General features: G+C 63.1%; 18 protein-coding genes. 16 read left to right on the forward strand and 2 right to left on the reverse strand.

The features are described 5' to 3' along the window. Positions 1-64 precede the first annotated feature (64 nt). A complete protein-coding gene (locus tag ACLEJR_RS13215) occupies positions 65-997 on the forward strand; it encodes an ABC transporter ATP-binding protein (RefSeq protein ID WP_440794229.1) in 933 nt (310 codons plus the stop codon). Beyond that, positions 994-1,773 (forward strand): ABC transporter permease, encoded by a 780-nt coding sequence (locus tag ACLEJR_RS13220; RefSeq protein WP_072347169.1) that lies wholly within the window; start codon positions 994-996, stop codon positions 1,771-1,773. Before ACLEJR_RS13215 ends, ACLEJR_RS13220 begins: the two co-directional genes overlap by 4 nt. 140 nt (positions 1,774-1,913) lie before the next feature. Here the strand turns inward: ACLEJR_RS13220 and ACLEJR_RS13225 are convergent, their stop codons facing one another. After that, on the reverse strand, positions 1,914-2,429 hold the full coding sequence (locus tag ACLEJR_RS13225) for a DUF2062 domain-containing protein (protein ID WP_440794227.1): 516 nt from the start codon (positions 2,427-2,429) through the stop codon (positions 1,914-1,916). 144 nt (positions 2,430-2,573) lie between these two features. Here ACLEJR_RS13225 and ACLEJR_RS13230 point away from each other — a divergent pair, with 144 nt between their 5' ends. From ACLEJR_RS13230 to ACLEJR_RS13285, 12 genes are all read left to right on the forward strand, one after another. Beyond that, a complete protein-coding gene (locus tag ACLEJR_RS13230) occupies positions 2,574-4,820 on the forward strand; it encodes a DNA internalization-related competence protein ComEC/Rec2 (protein ID WP_440814458.1) in 2,247 nt (748 codons plus the stop codon). A 94-nt stretch (positions 4,821-4,914) separates the two neighbouring features. Beyond that, complete coding sequence (locus ACLEJR_RS13235; protein ID WP_440814460.1) at positions 4,915-5,550, forward strand: MotA/TolQ/ExbB proton channel family protein; 636 nt, start codon at positions 4,915-4,917, stop codon at positions 5,548-5,550. After that, positions 5,547-5,975 carry an ExbD/TolR family protein gene (locus tag ACLEJR_RS13240; protein ID WP_440794222.1) on the forward strand — a complete coding sequence of 143 codons (429 nt, stop codon included), beginning with the start codon at positions 5,547-5,549 and terminating at the stop codon, positions 5,973-5,975. Before ACLEJR_RS13235 ends, ACLEJR_RS13240 begins: the two co-directional genes overlap by 4 nt. Then, entirely contained in the window at positions 5,975-6,985 is a 1,011-nt protein-coding gene (gene lpxK, locus ACLEJR_RS13245) for a tetraacyldisaccharide 4'-kinase (RefSeq protein ID WP_440814462.1), read from the forward strand. The genes ACLEJR_RS13240 and lpxK overlap by 1 nt, the downstream gene beginning before the upstream one ends. A 21-nt stretch (positions 6,986-7,006) precedes the next feature. Then, a complete protein-coding gene (locus ACLEJR_RS13250) occupies positions 7,007-7,192 on the forward strand; it encodes a Trm112 family protein (protein ID WP_003179363.1) in 186 nt (61 codons plus the stop codon). Continuing rightward, a complete protein-coding gene (gene kdsB, locus ACLEJR_RS13255) occupies positions 7,189-7,953 on the forward strand; it encodes a 3-deoxy-manno-octulosonate cytidylyltransferase (protein ID WP_440814465.1) in 765 nt (254 codons plus the stop codon). The genes ACLEJR_RS13250 and kdsB overlap by 4 nt, the downstream gene beginning before the upstream one ends. Then, positions 7,953-8,417 carry a low molecular weight protein-tyrosine-phosphatase gene (locus ACLEJR_RS13260; protein WP_440794215.1) on the forward strand — a complete coding sequence of 155 codons (465 nt, stop codon included), beginning with the start codon at positions 7,953-7,955 and terminating at the stop codon, positions 8,415-8,417. The genes kdsB and ACLEJR_RS13260 overlap by 1 nt, the downstream gene beginning before the upstream one ends. Continuing rightward, positions 8,414-9,433, forward strand: a complete 1,020-nt coding sequence (gene murB, locus ACLEJR_RS13265) for a UDP-N-acetylmuramate dehydrogenase (RefSeq protein WP_440814466.1) — start codon at positions 8,414-8,416, stop codon at positions 9,431-9,433. The genes ACLEJR_RS13260 and murB overlap by 4 nt, the downstream gene beginning before the upstream one ends. Before the next feature lie 279 nt (positions 9,434-9,712). After that, positions 9,713-10,183, forward strand: a complete 471-nt coding sequence (locus tag ACLEJR_RS13270) for a (2Fe-2S)-binding protein (protein WP_440814468.1) — start codon at positions 9,713-9,715, stop codon at positions 10,181-10,183. Then, positions 10,180-12,495: a molybdopterin cofactor-binding domain-containing protein gene (locus tag ACLEJR_RS13275; RefSeq protein ID WP_440814470.1), complete on the forward strand. Its 2,316-nt coding sequence runs from the start codon at positions 10,180-10,182 to the stop codon at positions 12,493-12,495. Before ACLEJR_RS13270 ends, ACLEJR_RS13275 begins: the two co-directional genes overlap by 4 nt. Further along, positions 12,495-13,466: an XdhC family protein gene (locus ACLEJR_RS13280; protein ID WP_440814471.1), complete on the forward strand. Its 972-nt coding sequence runs from the start codon at positions 12,495-12,497 to the stop codon at positions 13,464-13,466. The genes ACLEJR_RS13275 and ACLEJR_RS13280 overlap by 1 nt, the downstream gene beginning before the upstream one ends. A gap of 20 nt (positions 13,467-13,486) precedes the next feature. Further along, entirely contained in the window at positions 13,487-14,077 is a 591-nt protein-coding gene (locus ACLEJR_RS13285) for a nucleotidyltransferase family protein (protein ID WP_440794205.1), read from the forward strand. 453 nt (positions 14,078-14,530) lie between these two features. On the opposite strand, the gene rne is transcribed toward ACLEJR_RS13285, so the two are convergent. After that, positions 14,531-17,764 (reverse strand): ribonuclease E, encoded by a 3,234-nt coding sequence (gene rne, locus ACLEJR_RS13290; RefSeq protein WP_440794203.1) that lies wholly within the window; start codon positions 17,762-17,764, stop codon positions 14,531-14,533. Positions 17,765-18,462: 698 nt separating this feature from the next. Between rne and rluC the strand changes: the two genes are divergently transcribed. Next, a complete protein-coding gene (gene rluC, locus ACLEJR_RS13295) occupies positions 18,463-19,419 on the forward strand; it encodes a 23S rRNA pseudouridine(955/2504/2580) synthase RluC (protein ID WP_440794201.1) in 957 nt (318 codons plus the stop codon). Continuing rightward, positions 19,409-20,071: an HAD-IIIA family hydrolase gene (locus ACLEJR_RS13300; protein ID WP_440814474.1), complete on the forward strand. Its 663-nt coding sequence runs from the start codon at positions 19,409-19,411 to the stop codon at positions 20,069-20,071. Before rluC ends, ACLEJR_RS13300 begins: the two co-directional genes overlap by 11 nt. The last annotated feature ends 17 nt before the right edge of the window (positions 20,072-20,088 follow it).

Here is a 20,088-nt window from a genome sequence, read left to right on the forward strand (position 1 = left end):
GGTTGTATTGCTCGCTGCGCGCCCTTATCTATCTTTTTCATCCCTTCTTGGTGCGTAATCCGATATGAGTTCCGCTCTGTCCATCCGGCAGCTAACCAAAACCTACGGCAACGGTTTCCAGGCCTTGAGTGGTATCGATCTGGACGTCGCCGAAGGTGACTTTTTCGCCTTGCTCGGCCCCAACGGTGCCGGCAAGTCCACCACCATTGGCATTCTTTCCACACTGGTGAACAAGACCAGCGGCACGGTAAATGTCTTCGGCCATGACCTGGATCGCCAGCCTGCCGCCCTCAAGCGGAGCATCGGCGTGGTGCCTCAGGAATTCAACTTCAACCAATTCGAAAAGACCTTCGACATTGTCGTGACCCAGGCCGGTTACTACGGCATCCCGCCGAAGATCGCCAACGAGCGTGCCGAGCAATACCTGACTCAACTGGGGTTGTGGGACAAGCGCGACGTGCCGTCCCGTTCGTTGTCCGGCGGCATGAAGCGGCGACTGATGATTGCCCGTGCGCTGGTGCATGAACCGCGACTGCTGATCCTCGACGAGCCGACGGCGGGCGTGGACATCGAGTTGCGCCGTTCGATGTGGACCTTCTTGACCGAGCTGAACCAGAAGGGCATCACCATCATCCTCACCACGCATTACTTGGAAGAGGCTGAACAGCTGTGCCGCAACATCGGCATCATCGACCACGGCACCATTGTCGAGAACACCAGCATGCGCCAGTTGCTCAGCCAGCTGCATGTGGAGACCTTCCTGCTGGACCTCAAGCACGACCTGAAAGTAGCGCCCCAGATCGTCGGCTATCCGGCACGCCTGGTGGACAGCCGGACCCTGGAAGTCCAGGTGGATAAATCCGTCGGCATCACCGGGCTGTTCACCCAGCTGGCATTGCAGAACATCGAAGTACAGAGCCTGCGCAATAAAACCAATCGCCTCGAGGAGTTGTTCGTGTCCCTGGTGGAAAAAAACCTGGCAAAGGTGGCGGTATGAGTTCCGAGCTACGCCCCAACCTGATCGCCCTCAATACCATCGTCTACCGTGAAGTCCGGCGCTTCATGCGAATCTGGCCGCAGACCCTGCTGCCGCCGGCCATCACCATGGTTCTGTACTTCGTGATCTTCGGCAACCTGATCGGTCGGCAGATCGGCGACATGGGCGGCTTCACGTACATGGACTACATCGTGCCGGGGTTGATCATGATGTCGGTGATCACCAACTCCTACGGCAACGTGGTTTCGAGCTTCTTTGGCAGTAAATTCCAGCGCTCCATCGAAGAATTGATGGTCTCGCCGGTTTCGCCCCACACGATTCTTATCGGCTACACCCTGGGCGGTGTGTTGCGCGGCCTCGCGGTGGGCCTGATCGTGACCCTGCTGTCGCTGTTCTTCACTCATCTGCAAGTGCATCACCTGGGCGTGACGGTGCTGGTGGTGGTACTGACGGCCACGATCTTTTCGTTGCTGGGTTTCATCAATGCCGTGTTTGCGCGCAATTTCGATGACATCTCCATCATCCCGACCTTCGTGCTTACGCCGTTGACCTACCTGGGTGGGGTGTTCTACTCGATCTCGCTGCTGCCCCCGTTCTGGCAGACCGTGTCCCTGGCCAACCCGGTCCTGCACATGGTCAACGCCTTTCGCTACGGCATCCTCGGGGTCTCGGACATCAAGATCAGCATCGCGATTACCTTCATGCTGGTGGCGACCGTGGTGCTTTATATCGGCTGTGCGCGGTTGTTGGTCAGTGGGCGGGGGATGCGTACCTGATCCCCTGTTGGAGCGAGCTTGCTCGCGATGGCGTCGACTCATTCAGTAAACTGTTGTCTGACACACCGCTATCGCGAGCAAGCTCGCTCCCACATTGAAATGCAAAAAAGGCCTCCATTCACTGGAGGCCTTTTTGCACCTCACATCCGGCTTTTCTTGCGCCGCTTCCATTGCCGGGTCACCCACCAGCGCCAATAGCTCATGGTCATGAAGTAGGCCAGGGCACCCAGCACCAGTCCCGTCACTACCGAACCCAGCAGGAACGGCTGCCACAAGGTAGACAACTGGCCGCTGATCCATTCCCAGGTCAGTTCGTCCGGGAGCGTGCGGGCTGGCACGTCCATCAGCCAGGCGCCGGTCTGGTAGGTGCAGAAAAATACCGCCGGCATGGTGATCGGATTGGTCAGCCATACCAGGCTCACCGCAATCGGCATGTTGCCCCGGACGGCGACGGCCAGGGCGGCGGCCAGCAACATCTGCAGCGGGATGGGCAGAAAGGCGGCAAACAGGCCTACCGCCATCGCCCGGGCGACCGAATGCCGGTTGAGGTGCCACAGGTTGGGATCGTGCAGCAAGGTGCCGAGAAAGCGTAAGGATTTGTGTTCCCGAATGCTCTCTGGGTCTGGCATGTAACGTTTGAATAAGCGCCGGGGCATAAGGCTTCTCGGTCGGGTGCAAAGCAATAAGCGGCAAGTATGTCTGGATTCTACGATTGGCTGATTCAGACTTTGTGACAATTGATAACGTCCGCGGTGCCCCAGAGCGACTAAGCCTGTAGAGGGCACTTTCAAGGACGGGTTATGCGCACAGGGTTGGTCGCGCTTGCACTGGGGCTGCTGACCCCGGTTTTTCTGCCGGCGCTGCCGCCGTTGTGGCTGATGGCGGCCATGTCGGTGCTGGCGCTGATGGTGTTGCCATTTCGAACTTACCCCCTGGGTTTGTTCCTGCTGGGGTTGGCCTGGGCCTGCCTGTCGGCGCAACTGGCCCTGGACGAGCGGTTGCCTGTCGCGCTGGATGGAGAGACCCGCTGGGTCGAAGGGCGCGTGGTCGGCTTGCCGCAATACGGTGGCGATGGGGTGCGCTTCGAACTGGCCGATGGACATTCACGGCGTACCCGCCTGCCGAAGTCGATGCGCCTTGCCTGGTTCGGCGGTCCGCCGGTCAACAGCGGCGAGCGGTGGCGACTGGCGGTCAAGCTCAAGCGGCCCGTCGGGCTGCGCAACCCGCACGGTTTCGACTATCAGGCCTGGCTGTTGAGTCGCGGCATCGGCGCGACCGGTACGGTCAAGGACGGTCATCGCGTGCAACCGGCCCACGGCGCCTGGCGCGATGGTGTGCGCCGGGCGCTGGCGCACGTCGATGCCCAGGGCCGCTCCGGTGCGTTGGCGGCGTTGGTGCTGGGCGACGGCACCGGGTTGAGCCGCGAGGATTGGCAGGTGCTGCAAGACACCGGCACCGTGCATTTGCTGGTGATTTCCGGGCAACACATTGGCCTGCTCGCGGGCCTGATGTACCTGTTGGTAGCAGGTTCGGCGCGCTATGGATTATGGCCAGCGAGGCTGCCCTGGTTGCCGTGGGCCTGCGCCCTGGCCTTCGGCGCCGCCCTGGGCTACGGTTTGCTCGCCGGGTTCGAGGTGCCGGTACGGCGGGCCTGCGCGATGATTGGCCTGGTGTTGCTCTGGCGCTGGCGTTTCAAACATCCTGACCCCTGGTGGGCCTGGCTGCTGGCGTTCAACGGGGTGTTGCTGTTCGATCCGCTCGCCTGCCTGCGGCCTGGGTTCTGGTTGTCGTTTGCCGCCGTCGCGGTGTTGGTGTTCACCTTCGGCGGACGCCTGGGGCCCTGGCGCTGGTGGCAGACCTGGACCCGCGCCCAATGGCTGGTGGCGGTCGGGCTGTGTCCTTTACTGCTGATACTGGGCTTGCCGGTCAGCCTCAGCGGGCCGTTGGTGAACCTGCTGGCGGTGCCCTGGATCAGTCTGTTGGTGTTGCCACCGGCACTGCTCGGCACGGCATTGCTGCCGGTGCCCGGGGTGGGCGAAGGATTGCTGTGGGTCGCCGGCGGCTTGCTCGATCTGCTGTTCAAGGGCCTGGCGTTGATTGCCGGACGCCTGCCCGCCTGGGTTCCGGCTTCGGTGCCGTTGTGGGCCTGGTGCATTGCAACTCTCGGTGCTGGCTTGTTGCTGTTGCCCAAGGGCGTGCCGCTGCGCGTACTCGGCTGGCCGATGGTGTTGCTGATGGCGTTCCCGCCCAAGGAATCTCCATTGCCCGGGCAAGCGCAGGTCTGGCAATTGGACGTGGGCCAGGGACTGGCGGTGCTGGTGCGGACTCACGGTCACACTCTGCTGTACGACGCCGGGCCGCGGTTTGGCGAGGCCGATGTCGGTGAGCGCGTGGTGCTGCCGACGTTGCGCAGGCTCGGCGTGCGCGGGCTGGACCTGATGTTGCTCAGCCATGCCGACGCCGATCATGCCGGCGGTGCCCAGGCCGTGCGCAACGGGCTGCCGACGCTGCGGGTGATCAGCGGCGATCCGGCCGCACTACCTGAGGAGTTGCAGGCCGCGTCATGCGACAGCGGGACTACCTGGGAATGGGACGGCGTCAGGTTCCAACTGTGGCGCTGGCCAGCGGCCCTCGAAAGCAATCAGAAGTCCTGCGTCCTGCTGGTGGAGGCGGGCGACGAGCGATTGCTGCTGACTGGCGACATCGACGTCCATGCCGAACGCGCCTTGCTCGACGGCCCCCTGGCCGCGCCCATCCACTGGCTGGCGGCGCCTCATCACGGCAGTCGCAGTTCCTCGTCGATGCTCCTGCTGTCGCGCCTCAAACCGCACTCTGTGCTGATTTCGCGAGGGCATGGCAACTCGTTCGGCCATCCTCATCCACAGGTCATGGCACGCTATCGTCGCTTGGGCATGGCGATTTATGACAGCGCCGAGCAGGGCGCCATTCGTCTGCAACTGGGTGCCTTCGAGCCGCCGCACACCCAGGCAGGTGTGCGGCGGTACTGGCGCGACCCGCCGCACACCGGGCCAGCGGGCGGGCGTTGATCCAGCTCAACGGGCAAGGTGCTTGTCGGCGGCGCGGGTCTCCAAGGCGAGTCGGTGTGATAAAGTGGCGCACTTTTTTGAGGGGGCAGTCACTGTGTGGGAATTGGTCAAATCCGGCGGCTGGATGATGTTGCCGATCATTCTGAGTTCCATCGCGGCACTGGGTATCATTGCCGAGCGGCTGTGGACCTTGCGGGCCAGCCGAGTGGCCCCGGACCATCTGGTCGGGCAGGTGTGGGTCTGGATCAAGGACAAGCAACTGAACAAGGACAAGCTCAAGGAGCTGCGCGCCAGTTCGCCCCTGGGGGAAATCCTTGCCGCCGGCCTGGCGAACTCCAAGCATGGCCGCGAGATCATGAAGGAATGCATCGAGGAGGCCGCTGCCCGGGTCATCCACGAGCTGGAGCGCTACATCAACGCCCTGGGTACCATCGCCGCGATGTCGCCGCTGCTGGGCCTGCTGGGTACGGTGCTGGGCATGATCGACATTTTCAGTGCATTCACCACCTCCGGCACAGCCACGAACGCTGCCGTGTTGGCGGGCGGTATCTCCAAGGCGCTGATCACCACCGCTTCCGGCCTGATGGTGGGGATTCCGGCGGTGTTCTTCCACCGGTTCCTGCAACGCCGTGTCGATGAGCTGGTGGTGGGCATGGAGCAGGAAGCCATCAAGTTGGTCGAGGTGGTGCAGGGTGATCGTGATGTGGACCTGGCCGGGGGCAAGAAGTGAAATTCCGCCGCAAGCCACGGGAAACCATCGACATCAACCTCGCGTCGCTGATCGACGTGGTGTTCATCCTGCTGCTGTTTTTTGTCGTGACGACCACCTTCACCCGTGAAACCCAACTCAAGGTCGAGTTGCCTCAAGCCGTCAGTGGCTCGCCGGCCGAAGACCAGCAGCTCAAAAGCATTGAAATCACCATCAGTGCCGAAGGAGCCTTCTCGGTGAATAATCAACTGCTGCCCAAGAGTGACCTGGCGAGCCTGATCGAGGCCCTGCAAAAGGAATCCGGCGGCGATACCAATCTGCCGCTGTCCATCAGCGCCGACGGCAAAACTCCCCATCAATCGGTGATCACCGCCATGGACGCGGCCGGCAAGCTCGGTTTCAGTCATCTGCGCATGACCACGGTCGAGGCGGCGCCGGCATCCTGATGGCCATTTCCGATCGATTGCTCGGCGCGTGGTATGAAGGTCATCCGGCCCTGGCCCTGTTGCGACCGCTGGAGTGGTTGTACCGGCGGGTGGTGGTCGGCAAGCGCGAGCGCTTCCTGGCGGGCGAGGGCAGCATTTATCAGCCGCCGGTGCCGCTGGTGGTGGTCGGTAATATCACGGTCGGCGGCACCGGAAAGACGCCGTTGATCCTGTGGATGATCGAGCATTGCCAACGCAGCGGCCTGCGGGTTGGCGTGGTCAGCCGGGGGTATGGCGCCAAGCCGCCGCAGTTGCCATGGCGCGTCGAAGCCGAGCAGGGCGCCGACGTAGCGGGTGACGAGCCGCTGCTGATCGTCCAGCGCACCGGTGTGCCGCTGGTGATCGACCCCGACCGCAGCCGTGCGATCCAGGCGCTGGTGGACGCCGAGCCGCTGGACCTGATCCTCTCCGACGACGGCATGCAGCATTACCGCATGGCCCGCGACCTTGAACTGGTGCTGATTGACAACGCCCGCGGCCTGGGCAACCAACGTTGCCTGCCCGCCGGGCCGTTGCGCGAACCTGTAGAGCGCCTGCAGTCGGTGGACGCCGTGCTGTTCAACGGCGCCAGCACGGATCGCGAGGACGGTTTCGCCTTCGAGCTACGACCGACTGCGCTGGTGAACCTGCTCAGCGGTGAACGGCGCGCCCTTGACCACTTCCCGGCAGGCCAGGCCTTGCACGCCGTGGCCGGTATCGGCAATCCCCAGCGTTTCTTCAAGACCCTCGAAACGCTACACTGGCGCCCCATACCGCACGGTTTCGCCGACCACGCCGAATACACGGTCCAGGCCCTGAGCTTCACGCCGCCGTTGCCCGTGATCATGACGGAGAAGGACGCAGTCAAATGCCGAGCCTTCGCGGCGACGGACTGGTGGTACCTGGCCGTGGACGCTGCACCATCGCCGGCCTTCGCAGCCTGGTTCGATATGCAGCTGATGCGCCTGTTGCCGGATCGACTTCTGCCTTAAACCTTTATTCAAGGGAATCTCATGGACACCAAATTGCTCGACATCCTGGCCTGCCCGGTCTGCAAAGGCCCGCTCAAGCTCAGCGCCGACAAGACCGAACTGATCAGCAAGGGCGCCGGCCTGGCCTATCCGATTCGCGACGGCATCCCGGTGATGCTCGAAAGCGAAGCCCGTACCCTGACCACCGATGAGCGCCTGGATAAATGAGTGCCGCCTTCACCGTTGTGATTCCGTCGCGTTTCGCCTCGACGCGCCTGCCGGGTAAACCGCTGTTGTCGATCGCCGGCAAGCCGATGATCCAACACGTGTGGGAACAGGCCAGCAAAAGCAGCGCCCAGCGCGTGGTGGTGGCGACCGATGATGCGCGCATCGTCGAGGCCTGCAAGGGGTTTGGCGCCGAGGTGGTCATGACCCGTGAAGACCATAACTCCGGTACCGACCGCCTGGCTGAAGTCGCGGCGAAACTGGGCCTGGCGCCCGACGCCATCGTGGTGAATGTGCAGGGTGATGAACCGTTGATCCCGCCAAGCGTGATCGACCAGGTCGCGGCGAATCTTGCCGCCCACACCGAGGCGCGCATGGCCACCCTGGCCGAGCCGATCGAAGACGTGCAAACCCTGTTCAACCCCAATGTGGTCAAAGTGGTCAGTGACCTCAACGGCCTGGCGTTGACCTTCAGCCGCGCCACGTTGCCCTGGGCCCGGGACGCATTCGCCCAAAGCCGTGACGTGATGCCCCAGGGCGTGCCGTATCGCCGTCACATCGGCATCTACGCCTACCGTGCCGGCTTCCTTCAGGACTTTGTCGCCTGGGGGCCGTGCTGGCTGGAAAACACCGAATCCCTTGAACAATTGCGTGCGCTCTGGCACGGCGTGCGGATTCATGTCGCCGATGCCGTGATTGCCCCGCCGACCGGCGTCGACACCCCTGAAGACCTCGAGCGCGTTCGTCGCCTGCTGGAGGCCTGATGCGGGTTCTGTTCGTCTGCCTTGGCAACATATGCCGCTCGCCCACCGCCGAAGGCATCCTGCGGCACAAGCTGCGCGAGGCCGGTTTGGCGGAGCAGGTGGAGGTTGCCTCCGCCGGCACCGGCGACTGGCACGTGGGCAAAGCCCCGGACAAGCGCAGCATGGCGGCGGCCTTGAAGCGCGGCTACGATCTGTCGGCCCAGCGGGCCCGGCAGGTGAGCCGCGCCGACTTCTCGGCCTACGACCTGATCCTGGCGATGGACAGCAGCAACCTGCGCAACCTCAAGGCGCTGCAACCGGCCAACGGCAGGGCCGAGCTGGACCTGTTCCTGCGGCGCTACGAAGCTGAACTCGATGACGTGCCGGACCCTTATTACGATGGCGAGCAGGGCTTCGAACAGGTACTGGACCTGATCGAGCGCGCCACTGATCGCCTGGTGATCGAATTGAAGGGGCGGTTATGACCTTACAGGTGCGGGCGAGCGTCAGCCTGAAGCCTTTCAACAGTTTCGGCGTGGATGTCAGCGCCCGACTGTTCGCTGAAGCCCATAGCGATGACGACGTTCGTCAGGCGCTGGCTTATGCTCGCGGCCATGACCTCCCGTTGTTGGTGATTGGCGGCGGCAGCAACCTGCTGCTGACCGGCGACATCGACGCCCTGGTGCTGCGCATGGCCAGCCAGGGAGTACGCGTGCTCGGTGATGACGGCGAGCGGGTGGTGGTCGAGGCCGAAGCCGGGGAGCCGTGGCATCCGTTTGTCCAGTACACGCTGGCCCAAGGCTGGTCGGGCCTGGAAAACCTCAGTCTGATTCCTGGAACCGTAGGCGCAGCACCGATGCAGAACATCGGCGCCTATGGCGTGGAGATCAAGGACGTATTCGCCGGCCTCACCGCTCTGGACCGCCAGACCGGCGAGCTACGGGAGTTCAGTCTCGAGGAGTGCTGTTTCGCCTACCGTGACAGCCTGTTCAAACAGCAGGCCGGTCGCTGGTTGATCCTGCGGGTACGCTTTGCGCTCAGTCGTGCCGCGCATCTGCATCTGGAATACGGCCCGGTTCGCCAACGCTTGACTGAGCAAGGTGTCGATCAGGCGACGCCCAGCGATGTCAGCCGGGCTATCTGCAGCATCCGCAGCGAGAAACTCCCCGATCCGGCCGTTCTGGGCAACGCCGGCAGCTTCTTCAAGAATCCGCTGGTGCCGGCCGCGCACGTGGCCCGGCTCAAGGAGCAATACCCGGACCTGGTGGCTTATCCACAGCCTGAGGGCCAGATGAAGATCGCCGCCGGCTGGCTGATCGAGCGGGCCGGTTGGAAGGGATTCCGCGAAGGCGATGCCGGTGTGCATAAGTTGCAGGCGCTTGTCCTGGTCAACTATGGCAGCGCCACGGGCCCGCAATTGTTGGACCTGGCCCAGCGCATCCAGAAAGACATCGCCGAGCGTTTCCAGGTTGAACTGGAAATGGAGCCCAACCGGTACTGAGCGAGTGAGAGTAGAGCTTGCTCGCGATCAACTGAAAAACGCCCTGTCTCAATCAGGCACACGATCATTTGTGCAGGATTGTGCAGGGCGTTTTGCTTCATCCTGGGTTAATTTAGCGAGCTGAAGATGCCATCATCGCATCATAGAAGGCCCGGTGCAGACGCCTTGCGTATCTGCACAAGAGAGCCCGATCAGCCTGAGCCAGTCTGCGACAACCGAACCGTTACCCACGCGGCAGATTGCTCGACCCCATAACTCCAAGACTATGCGGGCGTGCCCATGATTACCCTGAAACTCAATGGAAAAGACCATCAACTGGATGTGACCGAGGACATGCCGCTTTTGTGGGCGATCCGCGACGTCGCCGGTTACAACGGCACCAAATTCGGCTGCGGCATGGGCCTGTGCGGCGCGTGCACCATCCACATCGACGGTGCCCCGGCACGTAGCTGCATCACGCCGATCGGCTCGGTGAAAGGGCAGGCCGTCAGCACCATCGACGAGCTTCATGCCGACCCGGTCGGGCAAATCGTCCAGAAAGCCTGGCTCGACACCGCCGTGGCCCAGTGTGGTTATTGCCAGGGCGGGCAGATCATGTCCGCGACCGCCTTGCTCAAGACCAACCCCAACCCGAGCGACGAGCAGATCGAAGAAGCCATGGTCGGCAACCTCTGCCGCTGTGGGACCTATAATCGGATCAAGACCGCCATCCGCCAGGCTTCCACGCATCTGAAGGAGGCCAAGGCATGAGCCGTCTGCCCAATGATTTTGTGCTGAGCAACCTCAGTCGTCGCGGCTTTCTCAAAGGCGCCAGCGCCACCGGGGTATTGGTACTGGCCGCCAGCTGGGGCCTGCCGGACGCCTTCGCCGAAGAGAAAAAATACGGTGCCGAGGGCATGCCCCACGGCGCGGTCGACGACCCGAAGGTCTATGTCAGCATCGCTGCCGACGGCAGCGTGACGGTGATTTGCAACCGCTCGGAAATGGGCCAGGGCATCCGCACCAGCTTGAGTATGGTGGTGGCCGATGAACTGGATGCCGACTGGGCGCAGGTCAAGGTACAGCAGGCGCCGGCGGATGAAGCGCGCTTCGGCAACCAGGACACCGATGGTTCGCGCAGTATGCGCCACTGGTACGAGCCGATGCGCCGCTGCGGCGCTGCCGCCCGGACCATGCTGGAACAAGCCGCCGCTGCGCAGTGGAACGTCCCGGTGACTGAATGCCGGGCGCAATTGCACAAGGTGCTGCACCAACCGTCCGGGCGTGAACTGGGCTATGGCGCGTTGGCTGCCGCCGCCAGCGCCTTGCCGGTGCCGGCCCGTGACAGCTTGCGCCTCAAGCAGCCGTCGGAGTTCCGCTACATCGGCAAGGAAGCGAGCCGGGCCATCGACGGTGCGGACATCGTCAATGGTCGCGCGGTGTTCGGCGCCGATGTGCATCTGGACGGCATGCTCTCTGCCGTCGTGGCCCGCCCACCGGTCTATGGCGGCAAGGTCAAGTCGGTGGACAGCAGCGCCGCGCTGAAAGTACCCGGCGTGGTCAAGGTGGTGCAGATCGAGGGGCGGCCTTTGCCCTCGGAGTTCCAGCCCCTGGGCGGCGTGGCAGTGGTGGCGAAAAACACCTGGGCGGCAATCAAGGGCCGCGAAGCGTTGAAGATCGAATGGGACGACGGTCCGAATGCCGGCTATGACTCCGTTGCCTATCGCAAGGAGCTGGAGGCGGCAGCCCTCAAGCCCGGGAAAGTCGTGCGCAGCGCCGGTAACCTGGACGACGCATTGGGCAAGGCCGATTCGACCCTCGAAGCGACCTATTACCTGCCGCACCTGTCCCAATCGCCGATGGAACCCATGGTCGCCGTCGCCCGGTTCAAGGATGGCCAGCTCGAAGCCTGGGCGCCGAGCCAGGCTCCGCAGGTCACTCGCGAGCGTCTCGCTGAACGGTTGGGTATCCCCTTTGAAAAGGTTACGGTGAATATCACGCTGTTGGGGGGAGGGTTCGGGCGCAAGTCCAAACCGGATTTCGTCGTCGAGGCGGCAGTGTTGGCCAAAGAGTTTCCGGGCCAGCCCATACGGGTGCAGTGGACCCGCGAGGACGACATCCATCACTCGTATTTCCACACCGTGTCAGCGGAATACCTGAAAGCCGGGTTGAACCAGGACGGCATGCCCTCCGGTTGGTTGCACCGCACCGTGGCGCCGAGTATCACCGCGCTGTTTGCGCCGGGCATGACCCACGAGGCGCCGTTCGAGGTGGGAATGGGCCTGACCAACCTGGCCTACGCCATTCCCAATCTGCGCCTGGAGAACCCTGAAGCCGTGGCGCACGCCCGGGTGGGCTGGTACCGCTCGGTGTCGAACATCCCTCATGGTTTCGCGATTCAGAGCTTCATTGACGAGTTGGCCCACAAGGCCGGTCAGGATCCGCTGAAGTACCAGATCAAATTACTCGGCCCGGACCGCAGGATCGATCCCCGTACGTTGAGCGAAGAGTGGAACTACGGCGAATCCCCTGAGCGTTATCCCATCGATACGGCGCGGATCCGCACGGTACTGGAAACCGCCGCCAAGGCCGCCGGTTGGGGGCGTCAACTGCCCAAGGGTCGCGGCCTTGGGCTGGCGGTGCACTACAGTTTCGTCACCTACGTGGCGGCAGTGCTCGAAGTCGAGGTCAAGGACGATGGGACAGTGATCGTGCACAAGGCCGACATCGCCGTGGATTGCGGCCCGCAGATCAACCCGGAGCGGATCCGCTCGCAATTCGAAGGCGCCTGCGTCATGGGCCTGGGCAATGCGATGGTCGGCGAGATCAGCTTCAAGGACGGCAAGGTCCAGCAGGACAACTTCCACATGTACGAAGTGGCGCGCATGTCCCTTGCGCCGAAGGAAGTGGCAGTGCACCTGGTCACGCCACCGGGCGAGGTGCCGTTGGGCGGTGTCGGTGAGCCGGGCGTGCCGCCGATCGCGCCGGCGCTGTGCAACGCGATTTTCGCCGCCACCGGCAAACGCATCCGCAACCTTCCCGTGCGTTACCAGCTGCAAGGCTGGCAACAGGCCCAGGCCTGATGGACAGCGTTGATCTGAACGTGCTGCGCAGCGTGCTTGAATGGCGCCGCGCCGGACAGCGGGTGGTGTTGTTCACGGTGGTCCAGACCTGGGGGACCGCGCCTAGGCCTCCGGGGGCGATGCTGGCCTTGCGTGAAGACGGTGTAGTGATTGGCTCGGTGTCGGGCGGCTGTGTCGAGGATGACTTGATCGCCCGGCTGCACGACGGCCGTATTCCGGCCGAGGGGCCGCCGGTGCAGTTGATTACCTATGGCGTGACTCGCGAGGAAGCGGCGCGTTTCGGCCTGCCCTGCGGCGGTACTTTGCGCCTGACCGAGGAGCGGGTCGGCGATCCGCAATGGGTGGCGCAGCTGCTGGAGCGTTGTGAAGCCCATGAGATCGTGGCCCGTGAGCTGACAGTCGCCCGTGGTGATGTGGTGCTGACACCCGCCAGCAAGACTGACACCCTGACGTTCGACGGGCACGTTTTGCGGGCGATTTATGGCCCGCGCTGGCGGCTGTTGCTGATCGGCGCCGGGCAACTGTCGCGTTATGTGGCGGAGATGGCAAGGTTGCTGGACTTCGAAGTATTGATCTGCGACCCGCGCGAGGAATTCGTCTACGGTTGGGAAGAGCAGCATGGCCGTTTCGTCCCGGGCATGCCTGATGAAGCGGTGCTGAATATCCAGACTGACGAGCGCACAGCCATCGTTGCCCTGACCCACGATCCACGCCTTGACGACATGGCGTTGCTCACCGCGCTGGACTCCAGGGCTTTTTATGTCGGGGCACTGGGCTCGCGGGTCAACAGCCAGAAGCGCCGGGACAACCTGGCTCAGCTAGGCTTGTCGGCAGAGGCCATCGACCGCCTGCACGGACCGATCGGCCTGCACATCGGCAGCCACACCCCGGCGGAAATCGCCTTGTCGTTGCTGGCGGAAATCGTCGCCACCAAGAACGGTGTGGAGTTGCGTCAGAAAAAGCCGCTGTAACGTGTGGACGAGGAGGGCACATGGGCGAATCGATTGGCGTGATCATCCTGGCTGCGGGATCAGGCAGTCGTTTCCGGCAGGTTGCAGGTCCCGACAAGGATAAGTTGTTGGCCGACTGCACGGGACGTGATGGCGCTGTCCGTTCGGTGATCGAGCAGGTGCTGGTGAATCTGCCTGCATCGCTGGAAAAGCGCGTGCTGGTGACAAGTAGCGAACGGCCACAGGTCATGCGCATGGCCCAGGCTTACGGTTGCGATGTCGTGGCGCTGGATTCGCCAGGGCTGGGTGATAGCATCGCGGCTGGTGTCCAAGCCTGTCCGGACCTTGATGGCTGGTTGATGGTGTTGGGGGATATGCCTTTCATCTTGCCATCGAGCTATGAGCAGGTGACTGCCGGAATGCGCGAGGACGGCATCTGTGTGCCGGTCCTTGCGGGAGAGTACGGACATCCCGTGGGATTTGGCCGTGCCTTTGGTCCGAGATTAATGGCGCTGACGGGAGACCGCGGCGCCAAGGCTTTGTTTGCCGGGGCGTCAGTGGTTGAGGTAGTTGTGGACGATCCTGGCGTGACCTGGGATGTCGACGTGCCAGAGGCATTGGCCTTCAAATAACAACCATCACTGATTCCCCAGTCACAGCCTGGCAGCGGTCCTGTGCGGTCCGGCGCCAGGCTTTTGTGGCGAGGGAGCTTGCTCCCGCTCGGCTGCGAAGCCGTCGTGAACTGGCTGGCGCGGTCTGTCTGGGCAGTCGCATCGTCTGGATGGGGGCGGCTGCGCCACCCAGCGGGAGCAAGCTCCCTCGCCACAGCAGTCAAACAGTCCGAAACAAACCGCTCCCACATTTGAATTGAGATAGACAGTGATTCCATGGCCGTCGCAGATCCCCTGTGGGAGCGAGCTTGCTCGCGATTGCGGTCTGACATTCAGCATTGATGCAATCTGACCCGACGCCATCGCGAGCAGGCTCGCTCCCACAGGATTCTGGTGCGCCTGCTGCTTATGTTCCAGCCATGAAAAAGCCCCGCCTGGCATGACCGGGCGGGGCTTTTTTACTGGGCGATGGAATCAGGCGTGAGGTTTAGGCTCGTGCTCTTTTTCCAAGGCTTCAGTGTGACGCGGTGCGACTTCTTCGGCGAAGGGTTGAGGTTCGTCGATCACTGGAGCCGATTCCACCGGGGCTGGCTCGGCAGGCGCTTCGGCGACCGGGGCAGGGGCTGCCTCGACAACGTCCACTGCCGGAGCCGGCTCGGCGGCGGGTGTTTGAGCGGCAGCGGCCGCCAGTTCGGCTTCCTTCTGCAGGCGCTCGGCTTCGCGCTTGCGGCGACGCACTTCACGCGGGTCGTTCGGGGCGCGACCATTGGCTGTCAGGGCACTGGCAGGTGCCGGTTCCTGCACAGGGGTTGGCGCTTCGACAACCACCGGGGTTTCGACCACTGGAGCGGCCTCGACCACGGGTGTTTCGACCACGGGGGCTTCGACCGCTTTCACTGGCTCCGGAGTCGGCTCTGGCTCAGCGATCGGCGCCGGGGCGACCGGCTCGGCGTGCCAGTTGAACGCGGTCTGTTCCTCGCGGACCGGCTCGGCTGCCGGTGCTGGTGCAGCTGCCTCGACGGCCGGCTCAGCGGCAACCACTGGCTGCTCGATGACCGGCGCAGGCTCGGCAACGGCTTGGACGTCAGGCTGGGCTTCACGAACCGGAGCGAGCTCCACTTCCGGCGAAGCCGTCACTTCTACCGGGGTAGAAGCTTCAACCACAGGTGCTTCGACCGTCGGGGCGTTCTCCACAGCGGCAGTGGCGCGTTCGGCCTGCTCGTTGGCCTGGGCTTCAGCCGGGGCGCTGATCGTGCTGCTGGCAACCGCCGCAGTCACAGCCAGGCCGGCGGCCAGGTCGGCGGCGCTCGGCGCTTCGGCGTTCGCGGTGGATTCGGACTCTTCCGAACCTTCGATCACATTGCCGTTGGCATCGCGCTGACGCTCACGACGGTTGCTGCGGCGACGCTGGCCACGGGAGCGGCGGCGTGGACGATCGCCTTCGGCGGTGTCCTGGCCGTCTTCCGCTTGTTGCTCTTCGGCGCTCAGTACTTCTTCTTCGCTGGCTGCGGCGGCCTGTTCGGCGCGTGGTTGACGCTCTTCACGCGGTGGCCGCGGTGCGCGCTCTTCACGTGGCTGGCGAGCCGGACGTTCTTCAGCGGCAGTCGTGGCTACGGCCGGAGCGGCATCCAGTGGCTCGCGCAGTTCACGCACGCGTTCTTCACGCTCGCCACGTGGCTTGCGATCCTCACGCGGGGCGCGCGGTTGACGTTCTTCACGCGGCGGGCGCGGTGCGCGCTCTTCGCGAGCCACGGCTGGCGCGTCTTCACGGATTTCGCGAGGCTGGCGTTCTTCACGTGGCTCGCGCGGTGCACGCTCTTCACGCGGTGCACGCTCTTCACGAGGCCCGCGTTCTTCACGAGGCTTGCGCTCTTCGTCGCGGCGGCCATTGCGGTTGCGGGTCTGCTGGCGACCGTTGCGGCGTTCCTCGTTGCGAGCCGGACGCTCAGGAGCGGCAGGCTTGGCAACGACGGCAGGCGCGACGGGCTCTTCCTTGGTGGCGAACAGGCTGACCAGCGACTTCACCAGGCCTTTGAACAGGCTAGGTTCTGGCGCGGCGACCGGTGCCGCAGCCGGAGCAGCCACTTCGGTCGGGACCGGAGCGTTGGCGCGGGCCGGGGCAGTCTTGACCGCGGCTTCCTGGCGAACCAGGGTGCGGGTGGCGGCAGCCGGCTGGACGTCTTCGGCTTCGGCTGCGGCCGCGGCGATTTCGTAGCTGGACTGGTTGGTGTGGGCTTCCGGGCTGTCATCGCGCAGGCGCTGCACTTCGAAGTGCGGCGTCTCGAGGTGATCGTTCGGCAGGATGACGATACGCGCCCGGGTGCGCAGTTCGATCTTGGTGATCGAGTTGCGTTTTTCGTTGAGCAGGAACGCGGCGACCGGGATCGGCACCTGGGCACGCACTTCGGCGGTGCGATCCTTCAGGGCTTCCTCTTCGATCAGGCGCAGGATCGCCAGGGACAGCGACTCGACATCACGGATGATGCCGGTGCCGTTGCAGCGTGGGCAGACGATGCCGCTGCTTTCACCCAGGGATGGACGCAGGCGCTGACGGGACATTTCCAGCAGGCCGAAGCGCGAGATGCGACCGACCTGCACACGGGCGCGGTCGGCTTCCAGGCATTCGCGGACTTTTTCTTCCACGGCGCGCTGGTTCTTGGCCGGCGTCATGTCGATGAAGTCGATGACGATCAGGCCGCCGATGTCACGCAGGCGCAGCTGGCGGGCGATTTCCTCGGCCGCTTCCAGGTTGGTCTGCAGGGCGGTTTCTTCGATGTCGCTGCCTTTGGTGGCGCGAGCCGAGTTGATGTCGATGGACACCAGGGCTTCGGTCGGATCGATGACGATGGAACCGCCGGACGGCAGTTCGACGACGCGTTGGAACGCAGTCTCGATCTGGCTTTCGATCTGGAAGCGGTTGAACAGCGGGACGCTGTCTTCGTAGAGCTTGATCTTGCTGGCGTACTGCGGCATCACCTGGCGAATGAAGGTCAGGGCTTCGTCCTGGGCTTCGACGCTGTCGATCAGTACTTCGCCGATGTCCTGGCGCAGGTAGTCGCGGATGGCGCGGATGATCACGTTGCTTTCCTGGTAGATCAGGAACGGCGCGGAGCGATCCAGCGAGGCCTCTTTGATGGCGGTCCACAGTTGCAGCAGGTAGTCGAGGTCCCACTGCATTTCTTCGCTGCTACGGCCAAGGCCGGCGGTGCGAACGATCAGGCCCATGTCGGCCGGGGCCACCAGGCCGTTGAGGGCTTCACGCAGTTCGTTGCGCTCTTCGCCTTCGATGCGACGGGAGATGCCGCCGGCGCGAGGGTTGTTCGGCATCAGGACTAGGTAACGGCCGGCCAGGCTGATGAAGGTGGTCAGGGCGGCACCCTTGTTGCCACGTTCTTCCTTTTCGACCTGGACGATGACTTCCTGGCCTTCGCTCAGGACGTCCTTGATGTTGACGCGGCCTTCAGGGGCTTTCTTGAAGTATTCGCGGGAGATTTCTTTGAGGGGCAGGAAGCCGTGGCGCTCGGAGCCGAAATCGACAAAGGCAGCCTCAAGGCTTGGTTCGATGCGAGTAATCCGGCCTTTATAGATGTTGGCCTTCTTCTGCTCGCGTGCACCGGATTCGATATCCAGGTCGTAGAGGCGCTGGCCGTCTACCAGTGCAACACGCAACTCTTCGGGTTGAGTTGCGTTAATCAGCATTCTTTTCATGTAGTACCGTCGGTTTCCGGGCTGCCGGAAACGGCGTTCGGCACACACGACTTCTCACGGTCGGTGTCAGGTGCGTCCTGGAAGTGGCGGGGCCGTTCCAGTGTCCAGCGAGTTCGACCCAATGATGGCGAAGTCGCGACGGACGCGTCCTGCTTGCTGGTACTCAAGCACTCAGTCAGGAGGAGGAATCAACCGGCGCCTGTGGACGATATGAAGCGTCTAAATATAAGCCTAGTGCTACACAGTCCGACGGTTGTACATCTCCACCCTACACGTATCCCTGATAATTCGGGTGCTGCCGCGCGCAGAATCCGCAGCGGGTTGGCATTTACCGTGAGCTCCGAAAGGGGAGGTCACGCATCATGGCTCATTTAGGCGTTGTTTCCGAAGCTCTCGCTCGGGGTCGTTCATAGCTGACTGCACTTTGTGAACTGGCCGTGAATGTGGCGCGCAAGGCGAGTCAGAACTCTGCTTTGCGGCGTATTTCAGGCCTCATGTCACCTGCGCTCGTAACACCTGCAAACTCTACCGTTCGTAGCGAAAGCCCCGTAGGACGGCCTCTCGTCCTCGTGAATTGCGTTGGTCAGGGCCGGTTTTTGACCGTTGGTCCGCTGTCCAGCCACTTTTGGCGGCGTTCGCGACTATAGCAGCAATGATTAAGTGCTTCAATTCCATAAAAAATTGTTATGATCGCCGCCATGACAACTACTGCCCCTTCGACCCCTGGCGTTCAACTGCTCGAGGTCTCGCCGGAATATGCCGGCCAACGAATCGATAATTTCCTGCTGGCCCGACTCAAAGGCGTGCCCAAGACCCTGATCTACCGCATCTTGCGTAAAGGTGAAGTGCGGGTGAACAAGGGGCGGATCAAGCCTGAATACAAGCTCCAGGCGGGCGATGTCGTGCGTGTGCCGCCGGTTCGCGTGCCTGAGCGCGATGAGCCGGTGCCGGTGGCTCAAGGCCTGCTGCAACGCCTCGAGGCTGCGATCGTCTACGAAGACAAGGCCTTGATCGTGATCAACAAGCCCGCGGGCATTGCGGTTCACGGCGGTAGTGGGCTGAATTTCGGCGTGATCGAAGCCTTTCGTCAGTTGCGTCCGGACGCCAAGGAGCTGGAGCTGGTCCATCGCCTGGACCGCGACACGTCCGGCCTGCTGATGATCGCCAAGAAGCGCAGCATGCTGCGCCATCTGCATGAGCAATTGCGCGGCGACGGCGTGGACAAGCGCTACATGGCGCTCGTCCGCGGTCATTGGGCAACCTCCATCAAGCAGGTCCGTGCCCCGCTGCTCAAGAGCAACTTGCGTTCGGGTGAGCGCATGGTCGAAGTCAATGACGAGGGCAAGGAGGCGCTAACCGTGTTCAAGGTGCTGCGCCGCTTCGGCGAGTTCGCCACCCTGGTCGAGGCCAAGCCAGTGACGGGTCGTACCCATCAGATTCGCGTCCACACCCTGCACGCTGGACATTGCATTGCTGGTGACAGCAAATACGGCGACGATGATTTCACCAGGGAAATCCGCGACCTGGGCGGCAAACGCCTGTTCCTCCATGCCTACATGCTCACTGTGCCGTTGCCTGATGGCGGCGAGCTGAAGTTGCAGGCCCCGGTGGATGAAATGTGGGCCAAGACCGTGGAGCGCTTGAGTGCACCCTGATTACAAGCTGCTGATCTTCGACTGGGACGGCACGCTGGCCAATTCCATCGGCCGCATCGTGGAATCGATGCATGCCGCGTCGGACCGCTCGGGGTTCGCCCGGTGCGACGACCTGGCGGTGAAGGGCATTATCGGTCTTGGATTGCCAGAGGCGATTCGCAGTCTCTATCCCGAGATCGATGACGAAGCGCTGGTGGTTTTCCGCCAGCATTACGCCGACCATTACATCGCGCTGGAGGCCGAACCTTCGCCATTGTTCGACGGCGTGGCGGATACCTTGCACGCCCTGCGTGCCGAGGGTTATCACTTGGCGGTCGCGACCGGCAAGGCGCGGCGCGGGCTGGACCGGGTGTTGAAATCCCATGGCTGGGATGATTATTTCGATATCACTCGCGCTGCCGATGAAACTGCCAGCAAGCCGCACCCTCTGATGCTTGAGCAGATCCTGGCGCACTGCAACGTGCGGCCGGAGCAGGCGTTGATGGTGGGAGATTCGTCGTTTGATCTCCAGATGGCGCGCAATGCCGGCATGGGCTCGGTGGCTGTCAGCTATGGAGCCCAGACTATTCAGGCGCTGCAGGCCTTCGAGCCGCGACTGTCGATTGATCATTTTCCTGAGTTGCACGCCTGGCTGAGCGGGCGGGCCTATTAAGTTTTGCTGGGGATGCA

It is taken from the genome of Pseudomonas sp. SMN5 (genome assembly GCF_052041925.1).
Classification (GTDB): Bacteria; Pseudomonadota; Gammaproteobacteria; order Pseudomonadales; family Pseudomonadaceae; genus Aquipseudomonas.